The organism is Endozoicomonas arenosclerae (assembly GCF_001562015.1).
In the GTDB taxonomy this organism is placed as follows: Bacteria; Pseudomonadota; Gammaproteobacteria; order Pseudomonadales; family Endozoicomonadaceae; genus Endozoicomonas_A; species Endozoicomonas_A arenosclerae.
On record NZ_LASA01000016.1, the window covers coordinates 1 to 19,103 of the forward strand.

Consider the following 19,103-nt stretch of genomic DNA (forward strand, 5'->3'; position numbering starts at 1 on the left):
CTTTTTTTAATTAAAAAATAAATGTTTAATTATTTTGATAATGGCAGCATACAGAGTCATTCAATAAATGAGTGAGTCTCAGAAAATTCTTGATACGAATCAGAGCTTTCTTTCTCTTCGAATATTTAAATTTTACAGTTAGTGGTTGATCTGGATTTTTATCTGATTGTTAACTTTACGACCTGGTGTTGTTGTAATTACTTACAAGAGAAGGGGGGCGCCTTGGGTTGGCGATACAGAGAGGTGGAAAGTCGCTTTTAATACCGTTCAATCCACAGTGATTTACTGACAGGGAATCTCTATTCTGAACTCGTGTTCAATCAAAATACAGGAAAAAAAACGTTTTCAACGGAGTTTGGTGAGAGGAAAAGCTGAATTTAATCCAATTGGCAAAAAATCAGCTTTATAGAGTGGCGAAGCTTGAAAGCACCTCAAAAACGACCAATGGTCTGACTGGCACAAAAGTGAGAGTGAACTTACTCTATAGGTTAACGGTCTAAAAGTTGACTTATATCAATACTATAGAGGGGATGATCCATTAGGTTTGCGCACTCGAATTTGTGTGAACTGCTTATAAAGTGATCGCCTTAGTCGGTAATTTCCGTATTGTGTAGGGGTCGGTATGACAAGGGGCACAGCGGGAGTCACAAGAAACATACAGCTAAAAGCTGGGAATTCAGCCTGAAACTGGTCATCAGGAAGGCAAGAATTTCAATATAACTAAAAGTAGGTATGGTATGGGTGAAACTCAATCTCTATTTGAACGAATGGCGAGCACCAGTCTGGTACTGAGAATCATTATCGGTATTGTCCTGGGTGCCGGCCTGGCGGTCATTGCTCCTGAAACGGCTCTCTCTTTCTCTGTACTGGGCTCCCTGTTCGTAGGGGCTCTGAAGGCGATTGCACCCATTCTGGTTTTTGTTCTGGTAGCCGCTTCCATTGCTAACCAGAAAAAAGGTCAGCACACAAACATGAAGCCAGTCATTGGCTTGTACTTGATTGGTACTCTGGCAGCTTCCCTGACCGCAGTGGTTATGAGTTTCGCTTTCCCGGTGACTCTGACTCTGGTGACTACAGAAGCCAGCGCTAACCCTCCACAAGGTATCGGTGAAGTCCTGAACACTCTGCTGTTCAATATTGTTCAAAACCCTGTTGAAGCTCTGATGACCGGTAACTTCATCGGTATTCTGGCCTGGGCCGTTGCTCTGGGTCTGGCTCTGCATCGTGCTTCTGATGCTACCAAGGCTGTAGTTCACGATCTGTCCGACGCGGTTTCCAACGTAGTTCGCTTTGTGATCCAGCTGGCACCTTTCGGTATCTTCGGTCTGGTAGCCAACACTGTTGCCCAGACCGGCTTCTCTGCTCTGGCTGAATACGGCCAACTGCTAATGGTCCTGATCAGCTGTATGGTGATTATTGCTCTGGTAGTCAACCCGCTGATCGTCTTTGCCAAGATCAAGCGCAACCCATACCCACTGATTCTTCAGTGCCTGCGTGAGAGTGGTGTAACAGCGTTCTTTACCCGCAGCTCTGCTGCCAACATTCCAGTCAACATGGAACTGTGCAAGAAGCTGAACCTGCACGAAGACACTTACTCTGTCTCTATCCCTCTGGGGGCCACCATTAACATGGCCGGTGCTGCCATCACCATCACTGTGATGACTCTGGCTGCAGTTAATACCCTGGGTATTCAGGTGGACATGCCAACAGCTCTGATCCTGAGCGTTATTGCAGCGGTTTCTGCCTGTGGTGCTTCTGGTGTTGCCGGTGGCTCCCTGCTGCTGATTCCTCTGGCTTGCAGCCTGTTCGGTATCTCTGCTGATGTGGCCATGCAGGTCGTAGCGGTTGGCTTCATCATCGGTGTGATCCAGGATTCTGCCGAGACAGCCCTGAACAGCTCTACTGACGTAGTGTTCACTGCAACAGCCTGTATCTCTGCTGAAGAAAAAGGCCAGGCGGTTCCAGTGACCCGGGAAGCCAATGCCTGAGACTGAAAACCCTTTCAGTCACTGACAAAAAAAACCGCCGGATGATCCCGGCGGTTTTTTTATGGTCAAAAGAGGGGAAGGCTAGTCTGCTTTCAGATCAAAACGGTCCAGATTCATCACTTTGGTCCAGGCTTGGGCAAAGTCATGAACGAACTTTTTATGAGCATCTTCTGAGGCATAAACTTCCGCTACTGCACGGAGCTCGGAGTTGGAGCCAAACACCAGATCTGTTCGTGTTCCTGTCCATTTCCGGGCGCCTGTTTTGCGATCACACCCTTCAAACCTCAGTTCTTCTGGAGATTGGGCTTTCCATTCAACGCCCATATCCAGCAGATTGACAAAGAAATCATTTGAGAGGGTTTCTGGCCGGGAAGTGAAGACGCCGTGCTGGCTCCGATCACTGTTTGTGTTTAACACCCGCATGCCGCCAATCAGTACTGTCATTTCGGGTATGGTCAGTGTCAGTAACTGAGCCTTATCAACCAGCAAAGCTTCTGATGAGACGGGAAGTGGCCCCCGCTCATAGTTTCTGAATCCATCGGCTAAAGGTTTCAACAAATCGAAACTTTCTTTATCGGTTTGTTCCTGAGAGGCATCCATGCGACCCGGGTTAAAAGAAATCTCCAGATCGACTCCAGCATGAATGGCGGCTTGTTCAACAGCCGCATTCCCTGCCAGAACAATCAGGTCGGCTAGAGAAACTTTTTTGTCTCCAGACTGAGCATTGTTGAAGTTTCTCTGAATTTTCTCCAGTTGCCCCAGAACTTTACTCAGCTGTTCGGGCTGATTCACTTCCCAGCTTTTTTGAGGTTCCAGACGTAGGCGGGCACCGTTGGCTCCTCCTCGCATGTCTGAGCCCCTGAAGCTTGAAGCTGATGCCCAGGCCGTAGAAGCCAGCTCACTGATTGAGAGAGAGGACTCAAGCACCTGATTCTTTAATGCGGTCTGATCCATCTTGTTGACCAGCTCATGATCCACTTTCGGGATAGGGTCTTGCCAGGTCAGAACTTCGGAAGGCACTTCAGGTCCCAGGTAGCGTGTGCGTGGCCCCATATCCCGATGAGTGAGTTTGAACCAGGCGCGGGCAAAGGCGTCTGCAAACTCTTTCGGATTCTCATAAAAACGGCGGGATATTTTTTCGTACTCAGGATCAACGCGCAGTGACAGATCTGTGGTCAGCATAGTGGGCTTATGACGTTTGGTGGAGTCATGGGCATCGGGAATGATGGCATCGCCGTCTTTGGCAACCCATTGGTGTGCTCCCGCAGGACTCTTGGTCAGCTCCCACTCGTACTTGAACAGGTTCTCAAAGAAAAGGTTGCTCCACTGAGTGGGTTGACTGGTCCAGGTGACTTCCGGGCCACCGGTTATGGTGTCTCCTGCCTTGCCACTGCCGTAAGTACTGATCCAGCCCAGCCCCTGGCTTTCCATGCCAGCCGCTTCCGGTTCCGGTCCTACCAGGGCAGGGTCGCCAGCGCCATGAGTTTTACCAAAGGTATGGCCACCGGCAATCAGGGCTACTGTTTCTTCGTCGTCCATAGCCATGCGGGCAAATGTGCCTCGAATATCAATGGCCGCAGCTAAAGGATCAGGATTGCCGTTTGGACCTTCGGGGTTAACATAAATCAGTCCCATCTGAACGGCGGCCAGAGGGTTTTCGAGATTGCGTTCACCGGAGTAACGTTCGTCATCCAGCCAGGTGGTTTCGGCTCCCCAGTAAATATCTTTTTCGGATTCCCAGACATCCACACGCCCTCCGGCAAATCCAAATGTTTTCAGGCCCATGGATTCCAGAGCAATATTACCCGTCAGAATAATCAGGTCTGCCCAGGAAAGGTGTCGGCCGTATTTTTGTTTGATGGGCCAGAGCAGTCTGCGGGCTTTGTCCAGGTTGGCATTGTCAGGCCAGCTGTTCAGAGGTGCAAAACGCTGGTTACCTGTGCCGGCGCCACCACGGCCATCAATCGTGCGGTAAGTGCCAGCACTGTGCCAGGCCATGCGAATGAAAAAAGGACCATAATGGCCAAAATCGGCAGGCCACCAGTCCTGGGAATCGGTCATCAGAGCATTCAGATCAGCTTTAACTGCCTTCAGATCCAGCTTCTTGAATTCATCGGCGTAATTAAAATGTGCCCCCATCGGATTTGAAGAAACGTCATGTTGGCGGAGGATGTCCAGCCTTAACCGGTTAGGCCACCAGTCCTGGTTGGAGGTTCCGCCGCCAGCGGTATGATGCATGACCGGGCATTGACTAACAGACATGAAGCGTCTCCTATTTGTCCCAATAGCACGGTGGCTACCCACCAGAAGATCTGGGCAGCCAGGGCAGGGTATACGGCAAAGGTCGCCCAAAAGTCGGGGCCACCCGGATGCAGTCAGTGTAGTGTGGAAATTGGAAAAACAGAGAAAGGAAATTGTAATTTAGAAGTGATCAGCTTCAGGCAGAAACTGTTAATGGGAGTGTTGTATCAGTATGTATTATTTTCAATGATCCAAGGATTTTTCTCGAAATTAATTTCCGATTTACACTCGGATTCCGTTCACCCAGAGCTTGTCGAAGGGTGGTGGTTTTGGGCTTCGACAGGCTCAGCCCGAACGGGTTATGAGAGGGCTTCAACAAGGAAGTTAATTTCAGACAAGTCCTTTGTAGGTATCACAATAGGTGATTCATATCGGATCATCTCAAAGCAGTCATTTCTCCATAGCGACCCAAGCCATAATATGCTCATCAAACAACTCATCATAGCCCGATCGGGAAAAATACTGTTTCAAGGTACCTTCTATTTCAAAACCAAAAGACTGAAAGAAGGAAATGGCTCTGAGGTTGTCCGCAGCGACCAGTAGCTCCAGCCGGGTATAGCCTTCCTGTTTGAGCTGGTCGGTGATGGTTTTGAAAAAATGGCGACCGACTCCCTGACTTTGTTTCTCTGGGTGAATGGCCAGTGAGCCAATATAGGCAGAATGTCTGAGTCTGTGACCTCTGCGGGATATCTTGCAGACCGCATCAATGCTCTTTGAGTGATTCTCCAGCACCAGAAGTTCGCCGGTCGATTCCAGCTCACAGACAATATCGTCAAATGCTGCTCTGGAACATGGGTCAAAACCCATATTAGGTGCTACGGATGGTGCAGAATAGATGCTGTACAGACTGTCTCTGTCAGCATCTGTAGCCGTTCGAATAGAGGCTACTGGTTCCATACAAAGTCCATTTGCCGAGCGGTTTTTTCTGCAAGTTCCTGACTGTGCAGATGGCTGACCAGGAACAGGCTCATATCAATACCTGCAGTAATACCCGCCGAGGTAATGATGTTACCTTCTTTTACCCAGCGTTGTTCAGTCGTCACATTAAGATCTGGATATTGGCTCTGCAAATCTTGAATGTCTTCCCAATGGGTTGTTACCTGTTGATCAGTCAAAACACCGGCTTCTGCCAGGATAAAAGCTCCGGTACAGACAGAGCTGGTCATTTGAGCGCTGGCAGAAGTATTTTTAATCCAGTCCAGAACCTGAGGCTTTTTAAGTTCGTCATGATGAACGCCACCCACTACCATCAGCAGGTCTATGGGTGGGTGATTGTAAAAGCCGAAATCCGGATTAACGCTGTATCCAGCTCGAGCAGAAATGGTCTCGCCGGTTTCACTGATCAGGAAAGGTTGGAAAGGCTCGCCGTCGGGACAGACCCGGCTGGCGGTGGAGAAAGCCTCAAAGGGACCCGAAAAATCCAGCACTTCAGCATTGTCGTATATATAAATAGCGATATTCATGACTTTTTATTCCTGAAGCTTTGAGGAGCCTTGAATATAAGGATATCTGACTGATCGGGCAAGTTTCAGGAGAGGGATGCTTTTAGAGAGGGAATAAGGTAGTGGCTTGAGATGGTGGCTTTTCAGCCTATATTGATTCCAGCTAACCGTATGTTTTTATGGGTGGAGGTTCTGGAGAAATGCTTTCAATTGAAGTGTACAAATCGGATGGTATTGCGCTGTTACAACCTCACGGACCCCTCACTAAAGATGACTTTGTGTCGGCGGCGAAGGAAATAGACCCTTTTATAGAAGCAGAAGGCGACTTGAAGGGGCTGATCATCTGGACAGAACAGTTTCCCGGCTGGACATCCTTCGGGGCTCTGGTCAGTCACATCCGGTTTGTTAAAAACCATCACAAACATCTGAGAAAAGTAGCCCTGGTGACCGATGCCAAAGTAGGGGATCTGGGTGAGAGAATGGCCAGTCATTTCATATCAGCAAAGATCAGGCACTTTGGCTATGAAAAGCTGGAAGCGGCCAAGCTGTGGATTCAGGAAGAAGAGTAAGGTGAGTTGGGAGAGCCCTTTGTCAGGGCTCTAGTCTTCAGGCTCAACCAGGTCACTGACTGAGATAATCTTTCCTTCATCGGTCTTAACAAAAAGCAGAGAATCACCCGCAGGCATACAATGCCTGGAACCGTCTCTGTTTTTAACGCAGGCCGCATTATAGATGCCGATATTTCTCAGCATTCTCTCCCACTCATCGTAAACGGGCTTAACCTTTGAACGACCTTCATTGACCGGCAGACCCATTCGCATCAGGCGACTGTACATCTGACGAATCTCACGCTGTTTGTGTGGGTAAGCCTTTAATTCAAGGGGCATGGTGTGTTGGGATTTACAGGACAACCAGCGGGTGAACCAGCGAGGGTGATCATCAGCTCTATCCGTTTGCCATTGATGTCTACAAAGGGCGCTAGCTTGATCAAAGTCCTGCTGGGTGACTTTTTTTGTGGCCGTACCACAGCCCGATAAAATGAGAGTCAAAGCAATAAAGGCAGTCTTTTTGACCGACGTGAGCAAGATCCTTCTCCACAATGGAATCGTCCTGATTCATCATCCTATCGGTTTGCTGAACCCTTTACAATGAAGGGGGGCAGGGGCTTGAATTCACCCCCGGTATTTGTGAAGAACTTCAACAATTTCAACCTGATAATCCTGATACCACAGTTCTTTGCCTCTCTGCTGGGCTATTTGATGCTCAGGATTATTTTTCCAGGCTCGAATGCTGTCCTTGTCTGACCATTAGGAAATGGCCAGTTCCTGATCGCCTTCGGTGCTGGCAATAAATTCGATACAGCCGTATTCATTCAAAGCCAGATTCCGCATTCTTTCAGCTGTCTCACTGTATTCCTGATCCAGCTGTTTGATCGTTGCTCTGAAAATAACAGCGTACATAGTAGCCCCCGATTAATGGTTCATACCTGCATACCAAGAAAACCTGGCTGCGTTTGAATTTGTTCAATCCAGCGTTCAATACCCGGGTAGAGACTCAAGTCAAAACCACCTTCATCGGCGACATGGGTGTAACCAAACAGCGATATATTGATCTGAGCCAACACTTTGCAGTCCGTTTTTCTATATGATCACACCTCAGTTTTTGAGGTGTTTATGAGCAAGGTTGACGGTCGCAAAATCTCCCATGAAGTGAGAGAAACCATTCGCATGGAAGCTATTCAGAAATGGCTTGATGGTGCAACTGTAAAGAGCCTTGCTGAAGAGTATGGAACTGATGAATCCTGCATCTATAGGTGGACTGGAAGGTACCGCAAGGGTGGGATGGAAGCCCTCAAAACTCGGCCAATAGCCCACAGCAAAAACGCTAAACTCTCGCCTGAGCAACGAGTGGTCTTGACTCAAATCATTCTGACCAAAGACCCAACCGATTACGGATTTTATAAAACGCTCTGGTCACGAGATATTATCGCCTCAGTAATAAAAACCGAGTTTAACGTAACTATGCACCCTGCAGCCGTTAGCAAGATGCTCAGAAAAATGGGGTTGTCTCCTCAGCGGCCAGTACGAAAAGCCTGGCAGCAAAGCGAAAAAAAAAGTACAGGAGTATCTGGATATACGCTATCCAGCCCTTCGTAAACTGGCAGAAGAAAAGAAAGCGATTGTCTACTTTGTTGATGAAGCCAGCATACGCTCTGACTATCACAGTGGCACAACCTGGTGCCGAAGAGGTTATACGCCGACTGTCACCAAGACAGGAGCTCGGTTTGGCATCAACATGATTTCTGCAGTGAGTGGTGAGGGGCATATGCGCTACATGACCATTCCGGGTCGCTTCAACGCCGATATTTTCATCAAGTTTCTGAAACAAATTGTCAGCTCTCATGACTGCCCGGTTCTGATCGTGACCGATGGGCACTCAGCACATAAAGCCAAGAAGGTAATGAAATACCTCGGCAAGGAAGAGCGATTGTTAGATATCCAGTTACTACCGCCATATTCTCCGGAGTTGAACCCAGTAGAACTCATTTGGAGTGTATTAAAGTCAGGCCGCATTGGTCGTATGGCGTTGAAAACAAAAGATCAATTTCTCAGAGCGGTCAGTTCTGGATTGAAATCCATACAGAGGAAGAAAAAAATGATTTTAGGGTTCTTCCGAGCTGAGAACACCGCTTATGCTTGCTTAGAAAAAGTTCATGCATAGGGTGTGCTCAGATCAATATAGCGGTCACTAATACAATAGCCCCGGCGGTGTAATAGATATAGGGAGGAATTTCCAAAGGTGGCGGAATGGTGTTTTCAGCACTGGGGGACACATTGATGGTATACATCGGTGTGTAGGTTGAAGAAGTAGACCCAGGTACAATACTACTTTGTCCTCTGCCAAACAGGGTTGAAACTGCAGTGATAGCACCCGGAGATGAATAAGGCTGAACAACAGTGGCTGAAGGAGAATGTAAATCCGGTCCCTGTAGAAACAAATTGGCTACAACCCGATCTCTTGCAATAATTCCGTCCCCGGAATCATTCAATATAAAGCACTTGTCCTGAAGCTCCGAAACATCAAAGTAAAAACCAATGGTCCACTCCAACTCTGTGGTGTGCGTTAAACATAACCCCGATTGTTTCAAACACATAAAGTCATAAGCTTTGAGGGCACCGTCCTTACCAATATACGAATCATAATGTGCTTTCGATTGATTGACAGGCAAGCTTGCCAGCAGATAACTGCCCTCTTGCCAGACAATATCCCTGTCAATTACATCTGCAGGTACTGTGACGACCCTCAAATGCCCCGACTCACAATCACAAACCGTATCAGAGCTGGCTGTACCAGCAATGGCCTGTTTGAAGGGCTGGACACATTGCCTGTGAGGATGGCAATCATACGAACAATCAAACTGATAACCGGGTTCAGAGTGATTGGAAGCTAATGGAAACGCATTTCGAAACGTTCCAGAGGGGCACCTTTCACAATGCTGTGAAAAGTCGTAGTTTCGAGATCCATCGCTGTTGTATTCATTATAAAAAGGCGCTACTGCCTTATTTACCTGGTTACAGCGCATTAACAGTTGACCGATACTGTCTGAAGCTCTGAATCCCGAAGGGCATAAGTTGTCGCAGAAAGCATCTTCAGTACAGGACGAACCGGATCCGGAACAATTAAAAAAACGCTCCTCATTAATCAGACTCTCTTTCAATGCCTGAAAATGATTCAGTGCCAGGGCATTTTCGTAGGGAGACACTTCATCCAGCGCTTGATTTTGTGAGTAGAAAGCAGCAGCGTTGTCTTGGGTAAGATCCAGCTGAACACCCGGTTCACACAAGAGAATATTAAAGTGAGGGCGGTTTGATACAAATGCACTGTATTTAGGGTCTTGCAGTACTTCCTGAGAGCCCTCCTGAACGAGAGAAGAATGCTGTTTAAGACTTTGCCCGGACAGTAAAGTATTGGTTGCTAACAAAGTTTGCGTACATGTTATCGAGCCATTTTCGGCTTTATGCAACAAGCCAAGACCGAGAGTTAAATCTCCTTCCTCCTGATCAGGCTGTTTGTTTTGACATGCCAGCCGATCACTAACAACCGCCGTATAAACCTTGCACGCATTAAACGGCAGAACTCCCCCTGTATAGGGAACTGCTGAGACACCCGGAGGAAGCTCTGATGCCCAATGAAGACCTGAATAGAGAAAAGATAAAAGCCCTACATAGGCAAAGATAAAAAACGATCTGGAATGACGAACACTCTGAAGAAACATCAATACATCTTACAAATTTATATCATCAGAAAAAGAATAGAAATGAATCTGTATTCACAGTAATTTTTAATTAAAATTAATAACCAATTTCTTAAATGATAATTTTATATGGAGCGACTAATTCGTAAAACAAGCAACTCAATAAAGGCTCATTACCCCCATTCCGAAAGAACGTATCAAAATTTTAAATAGATTCATGCGAGAAATAGATCAGAGGTGTTAAAAAAACACCCCTGATCCAAAACATTAAAGCAGAATACCCAACATACGACGCAGAGGCTCAGCAGCTCCCCACAACAGCTGGTCACCTACTGTAAAGGCAGACAGATATTCAGGCCCCATATTCAACTTGCGAATACGACCTACCGGGACATCCAGACTGCCGGTCACTGCTGCCGGAGTCAGTTTTTCCATAGTGACGTCACGGTCATTAGGAATCAGTGATACCCAGTCATTGGCACTGGCTACAATACTTTCCACTTCAGACAGTGGCACATCTTTCTTCAGCTTGATGGTCAACGCCTGACTGTGGCAACGCATGGCACCAATACGGACACAAACACCGTCGACTGGCACCAGTGCCTGACCATCCAGTCCCAGAATCTTGTTGGTTTCAGCCTGGGCTTTCCATTCTTCACGACTCTGGCCGTTTTCCAGCTGTCGATCGATATAAGGAATCAAACTGCCCGCCAGTGGTACACCAAATTCGCTCTGAGGAAGGTCAGAGCTGCGCAGCAGATCAGACGTTTTACGGTCAATGTCCAATATGGCACTGGCAGGATCAGCCAGTTCTTCAGCGACGTTGTCGCGAATTACACCCATTTGAGCGATCAGTTCGCGCATGTTGCGGGCACCTGCTCCACTGGCAGCCTGGTAGGTCATGGCACTGACCCAGTCCACCAGACCTTCACGGAACAGACCACCAATAGCCATGAGCATCAGGCTGACAGTACAGTTACCGCCAATGAAGTTCTTAACACCGGAATCAATCGCCTGATCAATTACTGGACGGTTCACCGGGTCGAGAACAATAACACTGTCGTCCTTCATTCTCAGGGAGGAAGCAGCATCTACCCAGTAACCATTCCAACCGCTGTCACGCAGAGGCTGGATTACCTTGTTGGTGTAATCACCACCCTGACAGGAAATAATAATGTCCATGGCTGCCAGAGCTTCAATGGAAAAAGCATCCTGTAAAGCCGCTACCGGTTTACCCTGATCTCTACTGAAGAGCGGACCCGGCTGACCATGCTGTGAAGTGGTAAAGAAAACCGGATCAATGTTCGCGAAGTCATTCTCTTCACGCATTCGATCCATAAGTACTGAGCCGACCATACCACGCCAGCCGACAAAACCGACTTTTTTCATAATCCCTTCCTCAAACCTGTAAGCTCTTTACTACGGCATCACCCATTTCTGAGGTGTTCACCAGCGTGCAACCTTCTGAAGCGATATCACCGGTACGCAGCCCCTGATCCAGCACATCACTCACCGCCTGCTCAATGGCATCAGCCGCTTCAATTTCAGCCAGTGAGTAACGGAGCAACATCGCCAGAGACAGAATCTGTGCCAGAGGGTTTGCTTTGCCTTGACCGGCAATGTCAGGAGCTGAACCATGAACCGGCTCATACATACCCTGATTCGCTTCATTCAGGGAAGCAGACGGCAGCATACCGATAGAACCGGTCAGCATCGCTGCACAGTCACTGAGAATGTCGCCAAACATGTTGCCAGTCACCATCACATCAAACTGTTTAGGTTCACGGACCAGCTGCATGGCAGCATTATCAACATACATGTGGCTCAGCTCTACGTCGGAGTAGTCTGAAGCCATATCAGACACTAGCTCACGCCAGAGCGCTGTCACTTCCAGAACATTGGACTTGTCAACAGACGTCAGTCGGCCACCACGCTTTTGAGCGGCTTCAAAAGCCACTTTGGCTATACGCTTGATTTCAGACTCACGGTAAACGTAGGTGTTGTAACCTTCACGCTCACCACTCTCGAGTGTGCGCACACCTCTAGGCTCACCAAAATAGATGCCACCGGTCAGCTCACGAACAATCAGAATATCCAGACCCGCCACCAGCTCATGCTTCAGGCTGGAAGCTTCCGCCAGCTGTGGAAACAGCATCGCCGGACGCAGGTTGGCAAACAAACCCATCTCGGAACGCAGTTTAAGCAGACCGCGCTCAGGACGATTCATCATGGGCTGGTCATCCCACTTGGGACCACCCACGGCACCAAAGAGAATGCCATCAGATTTCTTGGCGACAGCCAGGGTTTCGTCGGTCAGAGGGACGCCGTGTGCATCCAGAGAGGCACCACCCACAAGCCCTTCACTGACTTCAATATCCAGTCCGAAACGTGCTTTGACAACATCCAGTACTTTCAGGGCTTCTGCCACAATTTCAGGACCGATACCGTCGCCAGGCAGGCATAAAATCTGTTTACTCACTTCCCTTTACCTCTTACCAGATCAGCGGGATTAAGACACTGAAGCCAGATCCCGCTGCTTGAAAAAATTATTTATTCTTAGTGAATGGCGTCAAACAACCAGGGCTGACTTTCACGATGACGCTCTTCAAAGGCCTTGATGGCATCAGCGTCTTGCAATGTCAGACCAATGTCGTCAAAACCATTCAGCAGACAATGACGTCTGAATTCATCAATTGAAAAACTCAGTTCAGTGCCGTCGGGCTTGATCACTTTCTCTTGCTCAAGATCCACCTTCAGCTCATAACCTTCCTGAGCTTCAATTTCGTTGAACAGCTCATCCACAACGGCTTCAGACAGAGTGATCGGCAAGATACCGTTCTTGAAGCAGTTGTTGTAGAAAATGTCGGCAAAGCTGGGGGCAATCACGCAACGAAAGCCAAAATCATCCAGTGCCCATGGCGCATGTTCACGACTGGAACCACAACCAAAGTTCTGGCGAGCAAGCAGCACTGACGCACCCTGATAGCGCTCTTTATTCAGAACAAAGTCAGGATTTAATGGACGGGTTGAACAATCCTGCCCTGGCTGACCTTCATCCAGATAGCGCAACTCATCAAACAGGTTAGGTCCGAATCCACTGCGTTTGATGGATTTCAGAAACTGTTTGGGAATGATCATGTCGGTATCAACATTGGCACGATCCAGAGGTGCCACGAGACCCTTAAGAACTGTAAATGCCTTCATGATGTCTTACCCCTCCTGTCCCATGAACTGACGCACATCAACAAAGTGGCCTGCCACTGCAGCCGCCGCAGCCATGGCCGGGCTGACCAGATGAGTGCGACCACCAAAACCCTGACGACCTTCAAAGTTACGGTTGGAGGTAGAAGCACAGTGCTCCCCTGCTCCGAGCTTGTCGGCATTCATGGCCAGACACATGGAACAACCAGGCTCGCGCCATTGCAAACCGGCTTCTTCAAACACTTTATCCAGGCCTTCCGCTTCAGCCTGCTCTTTCACCAGACCGGAACCTGGTACGACCAGAGCTTCTTTCACGGATTCGGAAACCTTGCGGCCTTTCACGACAGCTGCCGCTTCACGCAAATCTTCAATACGGGAGTTGGTGCAGGAACCAATAAAGACACGATCAACAGGAATGTCCGTAATCGGCATGCCTGCTGTCAGCCCCATGTATTCGAGGGCTCTTTCGTAACCTTCTGCATCGGTGGGTGACGGCACGGTAGCATCGACAGGTAAAACCATCTCTGGAGACGTTCCCCAGGTCACCTGAGGTTTAATGTCTTCGCCTTGCAGCACAACCACTTCATCAAATACTGCATCAGCATCTGAGTGCAAATCCGACCAGGCTTCAACTGCCTTGTCCCAGAGCGCATCTTTGGGTGCAAATGGACGACCTTTGACGTAATCAATGGTGGTTTGATCAACCGCTACCATACCCGCACGGGCTCCGGCCTCAATCGCCATGTTGCAGACGGTCATTCGACCTTCCATGCTCATAGCTCTGAAGACATCACCACCAAACTCAATGGCAAAGCCTGTGCCGCCAGCCGTACCAATTTTGCCAATGATCGCCAGTACGACGTCTTTAGAAGTAACGCCAATACCCAGCTCACCATCAACACGGACCAGCATGTTTTTCATTTTCTTGGCAACCAGACACTGGGTGGCCAGAACATGCTCTACTTCAGAAGTACCAATACCGTGAGCCAGTGCACCAAACGCACCGTGAGTGGAAGTGTGGGAATCACCACAAACCACGGTCATACCCGGCAAGGTAGCGCCCTGCTCCGGGCCTACAACGTGAACAATGCCCTGACGGGTGTCCATCATGTCGAACTGGACAATGTCGAAAGCATTGCAGTTTTCATCCAGCGTTTTGACCTGAATTTTGGAGATAGGGTCTGCAATACCCTCAATGCCGGTTTTACGCTCATTGACGGTGGTTGGCACATTGTGATCAGGCGTCGCCAGGTTGGCATCGATGCGCCATGGCTTACGACCTGCCAGTCGAAGACCTTCAAACGCCTGGGGAGAGGTCACCTCATGCAGCAGCTGACGATCAATGTAGATCAATGCTGAACCATCATCCCTTTGACGGACAAGGTGGTTGTCCCACAACTTGTCATAAAGCGTCTTACCTGCCATTAGCTGAATCCTCATCACAGCATTTAGATTTTAAGCGTATCCTAGAACGAGAGAACAGATTACTCAAATTCATCTTTTTCATGCTATTAATAACCATCAGGAATGAGTCAGAGATTTGAAGTGATCAGATTACCGATGGGAGTTGCAGGTAAATGAGCTTAAGGCCACTGTTTTCGCTTACTGCTGACTCTCATTGGATGAGTGTTTACTGGAATTTCTCAACTCGCCACTGATTATTGTTTACTCACAACGGTTAACCCAATAAATGGATATACCCACACTGACCGCCTTTCTGACCGTAGCCGAGTGTAATTCGTTTTCACTGGCGGCAGAAAAGTTGCATCTGACCCAGCCGGCCATCAGCAAGCGAATAGCGTCTCTGGAAAGTCAGCTCGACACTCAATTATTTGATCGTACCGGTCGGCAGATTAACCTGAACGAAGCCGGTCGAGTCCTCTTGCCAAAAGCCCGGCAAATGCTGGAACTCATGAAAGACACCCGCCAGGAGATCAGCAACCTGAAAACTCAGGTAAAAGGTCCCCTGGCTATGGCCACCAGCCACCATATAGGGTTGCGCCGCCTGCCCAATATTCTCAGGGAATATTCAAGACTGTACCCGGAAGTTAAGCTGGATATTCACTTTGTGGACTCGGAAGTCGCCTATGAGATGTTGAGCCGAGGCGAGATAGAGTTAGGCATCATAACCCTTTCTCCGGAAAATCCGGACCGCTTTCAGTCGCGACTGATCTGGGACGACCCCCTGATTTTCATGGCAGCAAAAGATCACCCTTTGTCAAAACTGAAAAAAGTGACCACTCAACAGTTGAGTGAGCATCAGGCGATTCTCCCGGGCTCCAACACTTTTACCTACCGACTGGTTCGAAAACTGTTCGAGAAGGAAGGACTCTCCCTGCAGACAGCCATGTCATCCAACTACCTGGAAACCATACGAATGCTCACCGCCATCGGTCTGGCATGGACAATATTACCAAAATCCATGCTGGGTGATGATTTGGTGGAACTGAAGTCTGATTGTGAGACACCTTCTCGAAAACTTGGCTATATACTGCATAAAGAACGGACGCTCTCGAATGCGGCTCAGGCCTTTCTGGAGTTATTGAAAGACGAATGCTAAATATTACTGAACGCTCATAAAAACACTAAACCCATGTTGCTCCAGGAAGTCAGCGCTTAAACTCATAAAGCTAAGGATTGCCAATCTTCTATTGAATCACAAATGAATCGACACACAGCAATCCGGAGTGGATGTCTTTTGACTGTTGCATTGCCCAATCGCTGTTTGAAGGCAGGTCTGATGCTATTTATGGCTATCTGCTCCATCGTATCAACAGCTGACGACCTTTCATTTTCTATTCAAATGAATAAAAAGCACCATGGCGACGTTACGCTTTATAGTCATGAGTCATTCAGGTCGTTGAAATATGAATTAACTCTAAAACTGGCAGACAAATTCGCAATCAATTCGAACTCTACCCATAGCTACTTACCAATAGAAGTCAGGCCGACACTGTTTATCTGGTTCATGTCAGCTCGAAAAAAAAGTTCAAACTCAGATGATTACTATATCGATATGCGAATTGGACAAACACCACTCAGCACAGGTTTCAAATACTGGCTGGTATCCGATTCATTTCCAACCCCTTACTCGGTGGGAGTGCTTTCATACACTGATCAGTTACTGACACAAAGAGAAAGGCATCCACACCTCCTGGAAATGTTCCTCAATCTCCCGCTGACAGTAGATAAAGACCCAGAGCCCGTTCACACCATTTTTGACCTGGCTATGTACCCTGCAGCTCTTACGATCACGTTCACGGGTTATAACACAACTGAAGAAGATGAAAATAATGTAATGGTTATACACTGGTTTGCACTTATTCCTGTCACAGACTCAACCCCTTTTTACCCAATTAATGGATCGGCAAAGTATATCAACCATGAATTAACGGAAGTTCACTACTCTGTACTGCCTTCCTATGAAGTCGACTTTATACGCCCCCACCGTCAGAAAAAGAAACAGGCTGTAAAAGTTTCACCCCTAAAAGTCCATACAGCTACTCTTGCCCAGGTAAAGCAACCATCAAGACAGCCCCAGACTACTGGCTACCAGACTTATCCTTCAGATCAATCAACGTTTGATCTCACCAATGCCGGAACCCCTTTTTCATTTCAACACCACTCCCGATTCAATCTGCTTTTGGAACACACTGTCAAAACTCAATTTCAATACTCAGGCTCTCGAGACTTCTCACAACTCACACCTTTATAGTAATTCTTGATTCGAAAAACTAACCCTGGGCTTCTGATACTTCGATAGCAGTAACCATTGTTATTCTGAGACCCGCCCCCATAATGCATCTATCTTTCATTGAACCGATGGAGTGCTGTATGTTCAAGGCGCTGTTGCTCGAACAGGAAGGCAAAACCACTGTATCTTCTGTCCAGGAACTAGACGATAGTCGTTTACCCGAAGGGGAAGTAACGGTGGCAGTGGATTACTCGTCACTGAACTATAAGGACGGTCTGGCCATTACCGGTAAGGGTAAGATTGTTCGCAATTTCCCCATGGTTCCAGGTATCGACTTTGCCGGCACCGTTATAGATTCTGCCAGCTCTGATTTTGCTGAAGGTGACAAGGTTATTCTGACGGGCTGGGGAGTGGGTGAAAACCACTGGGGCGGCATGGCCCAAAAAGCCAGAGTCAGGGCCAGCCAGCTGGTCAAAATGCCTGCAGGACTCGACAGCCGCAAAGCCATGATGGTTGGTACAGCCGGCCTGACGGCCATGCTCTGCGTTATGGCTTTGGAACAATCCGGCGTTACTCCAGACCAGGGCGAAATACTGGTGACCGGTGCCAGTGGTGGTGTGGGCACCGTCTCTGTAGCTTTGCTGGCTAAACTCGGATACGACGTGGTTGCGGTATCTGGTCGTCCTGAAAACTCTGCAATGCTGGTAAACCTCGGCGCCAAACTGATCCTGCCAAGAAGTCGCTTTGAAGAAAACGCACGGCCACTGGACAAACAAATGTGGGCTGGCGCTATTGATACCGCAGGGAGCAAAATCCTGGCAAAAGTCCTCTCTGAAATGAATTACGGCGGCACCGTTGCTGCCTGTGGTCTGGCAGGTGGTTTTGACCTGCCAACCACAGTCATGCCATTTATTCTGAGAGGTGTGAACCTGCAAGGTGTTGACTCAGTCATGTGCCCGAAAGAGAAACGCATCCTCGCCTGGGAAAGACTCATTGAACTGCTGCCAGAAAGTTTCTATGAACTGGCGTGTCAGGAAGTCTCCCTAGAAACAGTCTCAGAATATGCTGAAGCTATTACTTTAGGGCAAGTCACTGGCCGTGTGATTGTGAAAATCTAAGCTCACACTCAATAGGACTCAGACTTTTTGTCTGAGTCCACTCAGCGGATATTGAACTAGACTGTAACTCCCCCCCAATCATCAAAGGGATGAGTTACATGCCTCGAACGAGCATCGGCATATTTTTTCAGAAGTGTTTTTCAGCGATATTTCTCCTGAATTTATCCACCGCCTTTACTCGTAATGCAGTGAATAAAACGTCCTCTTATTATCATCGCTCCTTCACCCTTTTACTTTGCCTGCTATTACATAGCTCTTTTTCTCAAGCCTCTCTCCCCTTCTATCTTCTCAGATCAACGCTTGCTCCAGACCATGAGCAAACTCAGATTGAACTGAAAAGCTTTCTCTCAAGTCGGGATGTCTATTTGCATACGGACTCCTGCGGCCATGGAAAGAACAACCTTATGGCCAGCTCTGACTCAGGTCAGATGGTCTGTATCAAGCGTTACCCTGGTGTCAGAAATGAGCTAAGAGGCGAGCTCTACAGCTACCATTTCAGTCAACTTCTCGGTACCTATAATGTCCCTGCAATCGTCATTACAAAGCTGAGTTATTCCGATCCTTTTTGGGCTCCTCATCGATCCATGCTTGAAAAGCTGAGCTGGCATGAAGGTAACTTATTAGTAGTCAGTCAGTACTACCAGGGATTGTCTGATGCCTACTTACCTGAGGCTTTAAAAAGCAAAGAAGGGCTTAGGCAAACAGCCTTAAAACAGGAGCAGATAAGCCCAATGCTGCAGTGGTCCCATTTAATTGTGCTGGATTACCTAACAGGCGAGAACGACCGACTTGTCAGCACATTGGTTAATCTTGAACAAAATAGCTCAATGTTTTCCTACCCCGTTCATAATCTCGGGTGGCTCTTAATGGATTCCGGGGAGTTATCCAAACAACACTCCCAGAAGACCGGTTAGAGCTGCTTTCCCGCGCTTCTTGATATTGTGCAGGCACTCGAAGAAACCCAAATACAGCGGTAACTTCTCTTGTGATATACCCCGATGAGGACGCAACCAGGAACGCAACAGCGACCAGAACCCCTCCATTGTATTCACATGAATCTCATGAAAACCGTCGCCGTCCTCATCTCGTGCATATTCACCGGCT

The 19,103-nt window shown here is 48.1% G+C and carries 19 protein-coding genes and 1 pseudogene; 8 read left to right on the plus strand and 12 right to left on the minus strand.

Going from position 1 to position 19,103, the window contains the following annotated elements; all coding sequences use genetic code 11:
* The first annotated feature begins 737 nt into the window (after positions 1-737).
* Positions 738-1,988 carry a serine/threonine transporter SstT gene (sstT, locus tag WG89_RS01710; protein ID WP_062260539.1) on the plus strand — a complete coding sequence of 417 codons (1,251 nt, stop codon included), beginning with the start codon at positions 738-740 and terminating at the stop codon, positions 1,986-1,988.
* A gap of 81 nt (positions 1,989-2,069) precedes the next feature.
* Here sstT and katG read toward each other — a convergent pair whose 3' ends face one another.
* From katG to WG89_RS01725, 3 genes are all read right to left on the minus strand, one after another.
* Entirely contained in the window at positions 2,070-4,250 is a 2,181-nt protein-coding gene (gene katG, locus WG89_RS01715; protein ID WP_062260541.1) for a catalase/peroxidase HPI, read from the minus strand.
* A 429-nt stretch (positions 4,251-4,679) separates the two neighbouring features.
* Positions 4,680-5,186 carry a GNAT family N-acetyltransferase gene (locus tag WG89_RS01720; RefSeq protein ID WP_062260544.1) on the minus strand — a complete coding sequence of 169 codons (507 nt, stop codon included), beginning with the start codon at positions 5,184-5,186 and terminating at the stop codon, positions 4,680-4,682.
* The gene (locus tag WG89_RS01725; protein WP_062260545.1) at positions 5,174-5,752 is read right to left on the minus strand and encodes a DJ-1/PfpI family protein; all 579 of its coding nucleotides are present in this window, start codon (positions 5,750-5,752) and stop codon (positions 5,174-5,176) included. Before WG89_RS01725 ends, WG89_RS01720 begins: the two co-directional genes overlap by 13 nt.
* A gap of 179 nt (positions 5,753-5,931) precedes the next feature.
* Here WG89_RS01725 and WG89_RS01730 point away from each other — a divergent pair, with 179 nt between their 5' ends.
* Positions 5,932-6,300, plus strand: a complete 369-nt coding sequence (locus WG89_RS01730) for a SpoIIAA family protein (protein ID WP_062260547.1) — start codon at positions 5,932-5,934, stop codon at positions 6,298-6,300.
* 30 nt (positions 6,301-6,330) lie between these two features.
* On the opposite strand, the gene WG89_RS01735 is transcribed toward WG89_RS01730, so the two are convergent.
* The 3 genes from WG89_RS01735 to WG89_RS30085 all read right to left on the minus strand — a co-directional run bounded on the left by WG89_RS01735 (position 6,331) and on the right by WG89_RS30085 (position 7,355).
* Entirely contained in the window at positions 6,331-6,816 is a 486-nt protein-coding gene (locus WG89_RS01735) for a hypothetical protein (RefSeq protein ID WP_062260549.1), read from the minus strand.
* A 222-nt stretch (positions 6,817-7,038) separates the two neighbouring features.
* A complete protein-coding gene (locus WG89_RS31925; RefSeq protein WP_245662856.1) occupies positions 7,039-7,191 on the minus strand; it encodes a hypothetical protein in 153 nt (50 codons plus the stop codon).
* 20 nt (positions 7,192-7,211) lie between these two features.
* Positions 7,212-7,355, minus strand: a complete 144-nt coding sequence (locus WG89_RS30085; protein ID WP_216638412.1) for a glutathione S-transferase family protein — start codon at positions 7,353-7,355, stop codon at positions 7,212-7,214.
* A gap of 49 nt (positions 7,356-7,404) precedes the next feature.
* Between WG89_RS30085 and WG89_RS01745 the strand changes: the two genes are divergently transcribed.
* Entirely contained in the window at positions 7,405-7,887 is a 483-nt protein-coding gene (locus WG89_RS01745; RefSeq protein WP_153301363.1) for a helix-turn-helix domain-containing protein, read from the plus strand.
* A 1-nt stretch (position 7,888) separates the two neighbouring features.
* Positions 7,889-8,452, plus strand: coding sequence for an IS630 family transposase (locus tag WG89_RS29130; protein WP_245662857.1), 564 nt, complete (start codon positions 7,889-7,891; stop codon positions 8,450-8,452).
* A gap of 7 nt (positions 8,453-8,459) precedes the next feature.
* Here WG89_RS29130 and WG89_RS01755 read toward each other — a convergent pair whose 3' ends face one another.
* The 5 genes from WG89_RS01755 to leuC all read right to left on the minus strand — a co-directional run bounded on the left by WG89_RS01755 (position 8,460) and on the right by leuC (position 14,612).
* Positions 8,460-9,713: a tumor necrosis factor receptor family protein gene (locus WG89_RS01755; RefSeq protein ID WP_172806675.1), complete on the minus strand. Its 1,254-nt coding sequence runs from the start codon at positions 9,711-9,713 to the stop codon at positions 8,460-8,462.
* A 540-nt stretch (positions 9,714-10,253) separates the two neighbouring features.
* On the minus strand, positions 10,254-11,375 hold the full coding sequence (asd, locus tag WG89_RS01760) for an aspartate-semialdehyde dehydrogenase (protein ID WP_062260556.1): 1,122 nt from the start codon (positions 11,373-11,375) through the stop codon (positions 10,254-10,256).
* Positions 11,376-11,385: 10 nt separating this feature from the next.
* Positions 11,386-12,465: a 3-isopropylmalate dehydrogenase gene (gene leuB, locus WG89_RS01765; RefSeq protein WP_062260559.1), complete on the minus strand. Its 1,080-nt coding sequence runs from the start codon at positions 12,463-12,465 to the stop codon at positions 11,386-11,388.
* Between the two features lie 77 nt (positions 12,466-12,542).
* Positions 12,543-13,190 (minus strand): 3-isopropylmalate dehydratase small subunit, encoded by a 648-nt coding sequence (gene leuD / locus WG89_RS01770; RefSeq protein WP_062260560.1) that lies wholly within the window; start codon positions 13,188-13,190, stop codon positions 12,543-12,545.
* Between the two features lie 6 nt (positions 13,191-13,196).
* Complete coding sequence (leuC, locus tag WG89_RS01775; protein ID WP_062260562.1) at positions 13,197-14,612, minus strand: 3-isopropylmalate dehydratase large subunit; 1,416 nt, start codon at positions 14,610-14,612, stop codon at positions 13,197-13,199.
* A 265-nt stretch (positions 14,613-14,877) separates the two neighbouring features.
* Between leuC and WG89_RS01780 the strand changes: the two genes are divergently transcribed.
* From WG89_RS01780 to WG89_RS30090, 4 genes are all read left to right on the plus strand, one after another.
* Positions 14,878-15,747, plus strand: a complete 870-nt coding sequence (locus WG89_RS01780) for a LysR family transcriptional regulator (protein WP_062260563.1) — start codon at positions 14,878-14,880, stop codon at positions 15,745-15,747.
* 138 nt (positions 15,748-15,885) lie between these two features.
* A complete protein-coding gene (locus WG89_RS01785) occupies positions 15,886-16,902 on the plus strand; it encodes a hypothetical protein (RefSeq protein WP_153301365.1) in 1,017 nt (338 codons plus the stop codon).
* 119 nt (positions 16,903-17,021) lie between these two features.
* Positions 17,022-17,999: an acrylyl-CoA reductase (NADPH) gene (acuI, locus tag WG89_RS01790; RefSeq protein WP_062260567.1), complete on the plus strand. Its 978-nt coding sequence runs from the start codon at positions 17,022-17,024 to the stop codon at positions 17,997-17,999.
* A gap of 404 nt (positions 18,000-18,403) precedes the next feature.
* Entirely contained in the window at positions 18,404-18,913 is a 510-nt protein-coding gene (locus WG89_RS30090) for a hypothetical protein (RefSeq protein ID WP_153301366.1), read from the plus strand.
* On the opposite strand, the pseudogene WG89_RS29135 reads toward WG89_RS30090, so the two are convergent.
* Positions 18,881-19,103, minus strand: a pseudogene (locus tag WG89_RS29135) (IS1595 family transposase); the annotation flags it as partial. The gene WG89_RS30090 and the pseudogene WG89_RS29135 sit on opposite strands and share 33 nt — an antisense overlap.

Coding starts and splice junctions, on each gene's coding strand:
- WG89_RS01745 (WP_153301363.1), top strand. CDS start 7,405: ATGAGCAAGGTTGACGGTCGCAAAATCTCCCATGAAGTGAGAGAAACC.
- acuI (WP_062260567.1), top strand. CDS start 17,022: ATGTTCAAGGCGCTGTTGCTCGAACAGGAAGGCAAAACCACTGTATCT.
- katG (WP_062260541.1), bottom strand. CDS start 4,250: ATGTCTGTTAGTCAATGCCCGGTCATGCATCATACCGCTGGCGGCGGA.
- leuC (WP_062260562.1), bottom strand. CDS start 14,612: ATGGCAGGTAAGACGCTTTATGACAAGTTGTGGGACAACCACCTTGTC.
- leuD (WP_062260560.1), bottom strand. CDS start 13,190: ATGAAGGCATTTACAGTTCTTAAGGGTCTCGTGGCACCTCTGGATCGT.
- sstT (WP_062260539.1), top strand. CDS start 738: ATGGGTGAAACTCAATCTCTATTTGAACGAATGGCGAGCACCAGTCTG.
- WG89_RS01730 (WP_062260547.1), top strand. CDS start 5,932: ATGCTTTCAATTGAAGTGTACAAATCGGATGGTATTGCGCTGTTACAA.
- WG89_RS01780 (WP_062260563.1), top strand. CDS start 14,878: ATGGATATACCCACACTGACCGCCTTTCTGACCGTAGCCGAGTGTAAT.
- WG89_RS01720 (WP_062260544.1), bottom strand. CDS start 5,186: ATGGAACCAGTAGCCTCTATTCGAACGGCTACAGATGCTGACAGAGAC.
- WG89_RS30090 (WP_153301366.1), top strand. CDS start 18,404: ATGGCCAGCTCTGACTCAGGTCAGATGGTCTGTATCAAGCGTTACCCT.
- WG89_RS31925 (WP_245662856.1), bottom strand. CDS start 7,191: ATGTACGCTGTTATTTTCAGAGCAACGATCAAACAGCTGGATCAGGAA.
- WG89_RS01725 (WP_062260545.1), bottom strand. CDS start 5,752: ATGAATATCGCTATTTATATATACGACAATGCTGAAGTGCTGGATTTT.
- asd (WP_062260556.1), bottom strand. CDS start 11,375: ATGAAAAAAGTCGGTTTTGTCGGCTGGCGTGGTATGGTCGGCTCAGTA.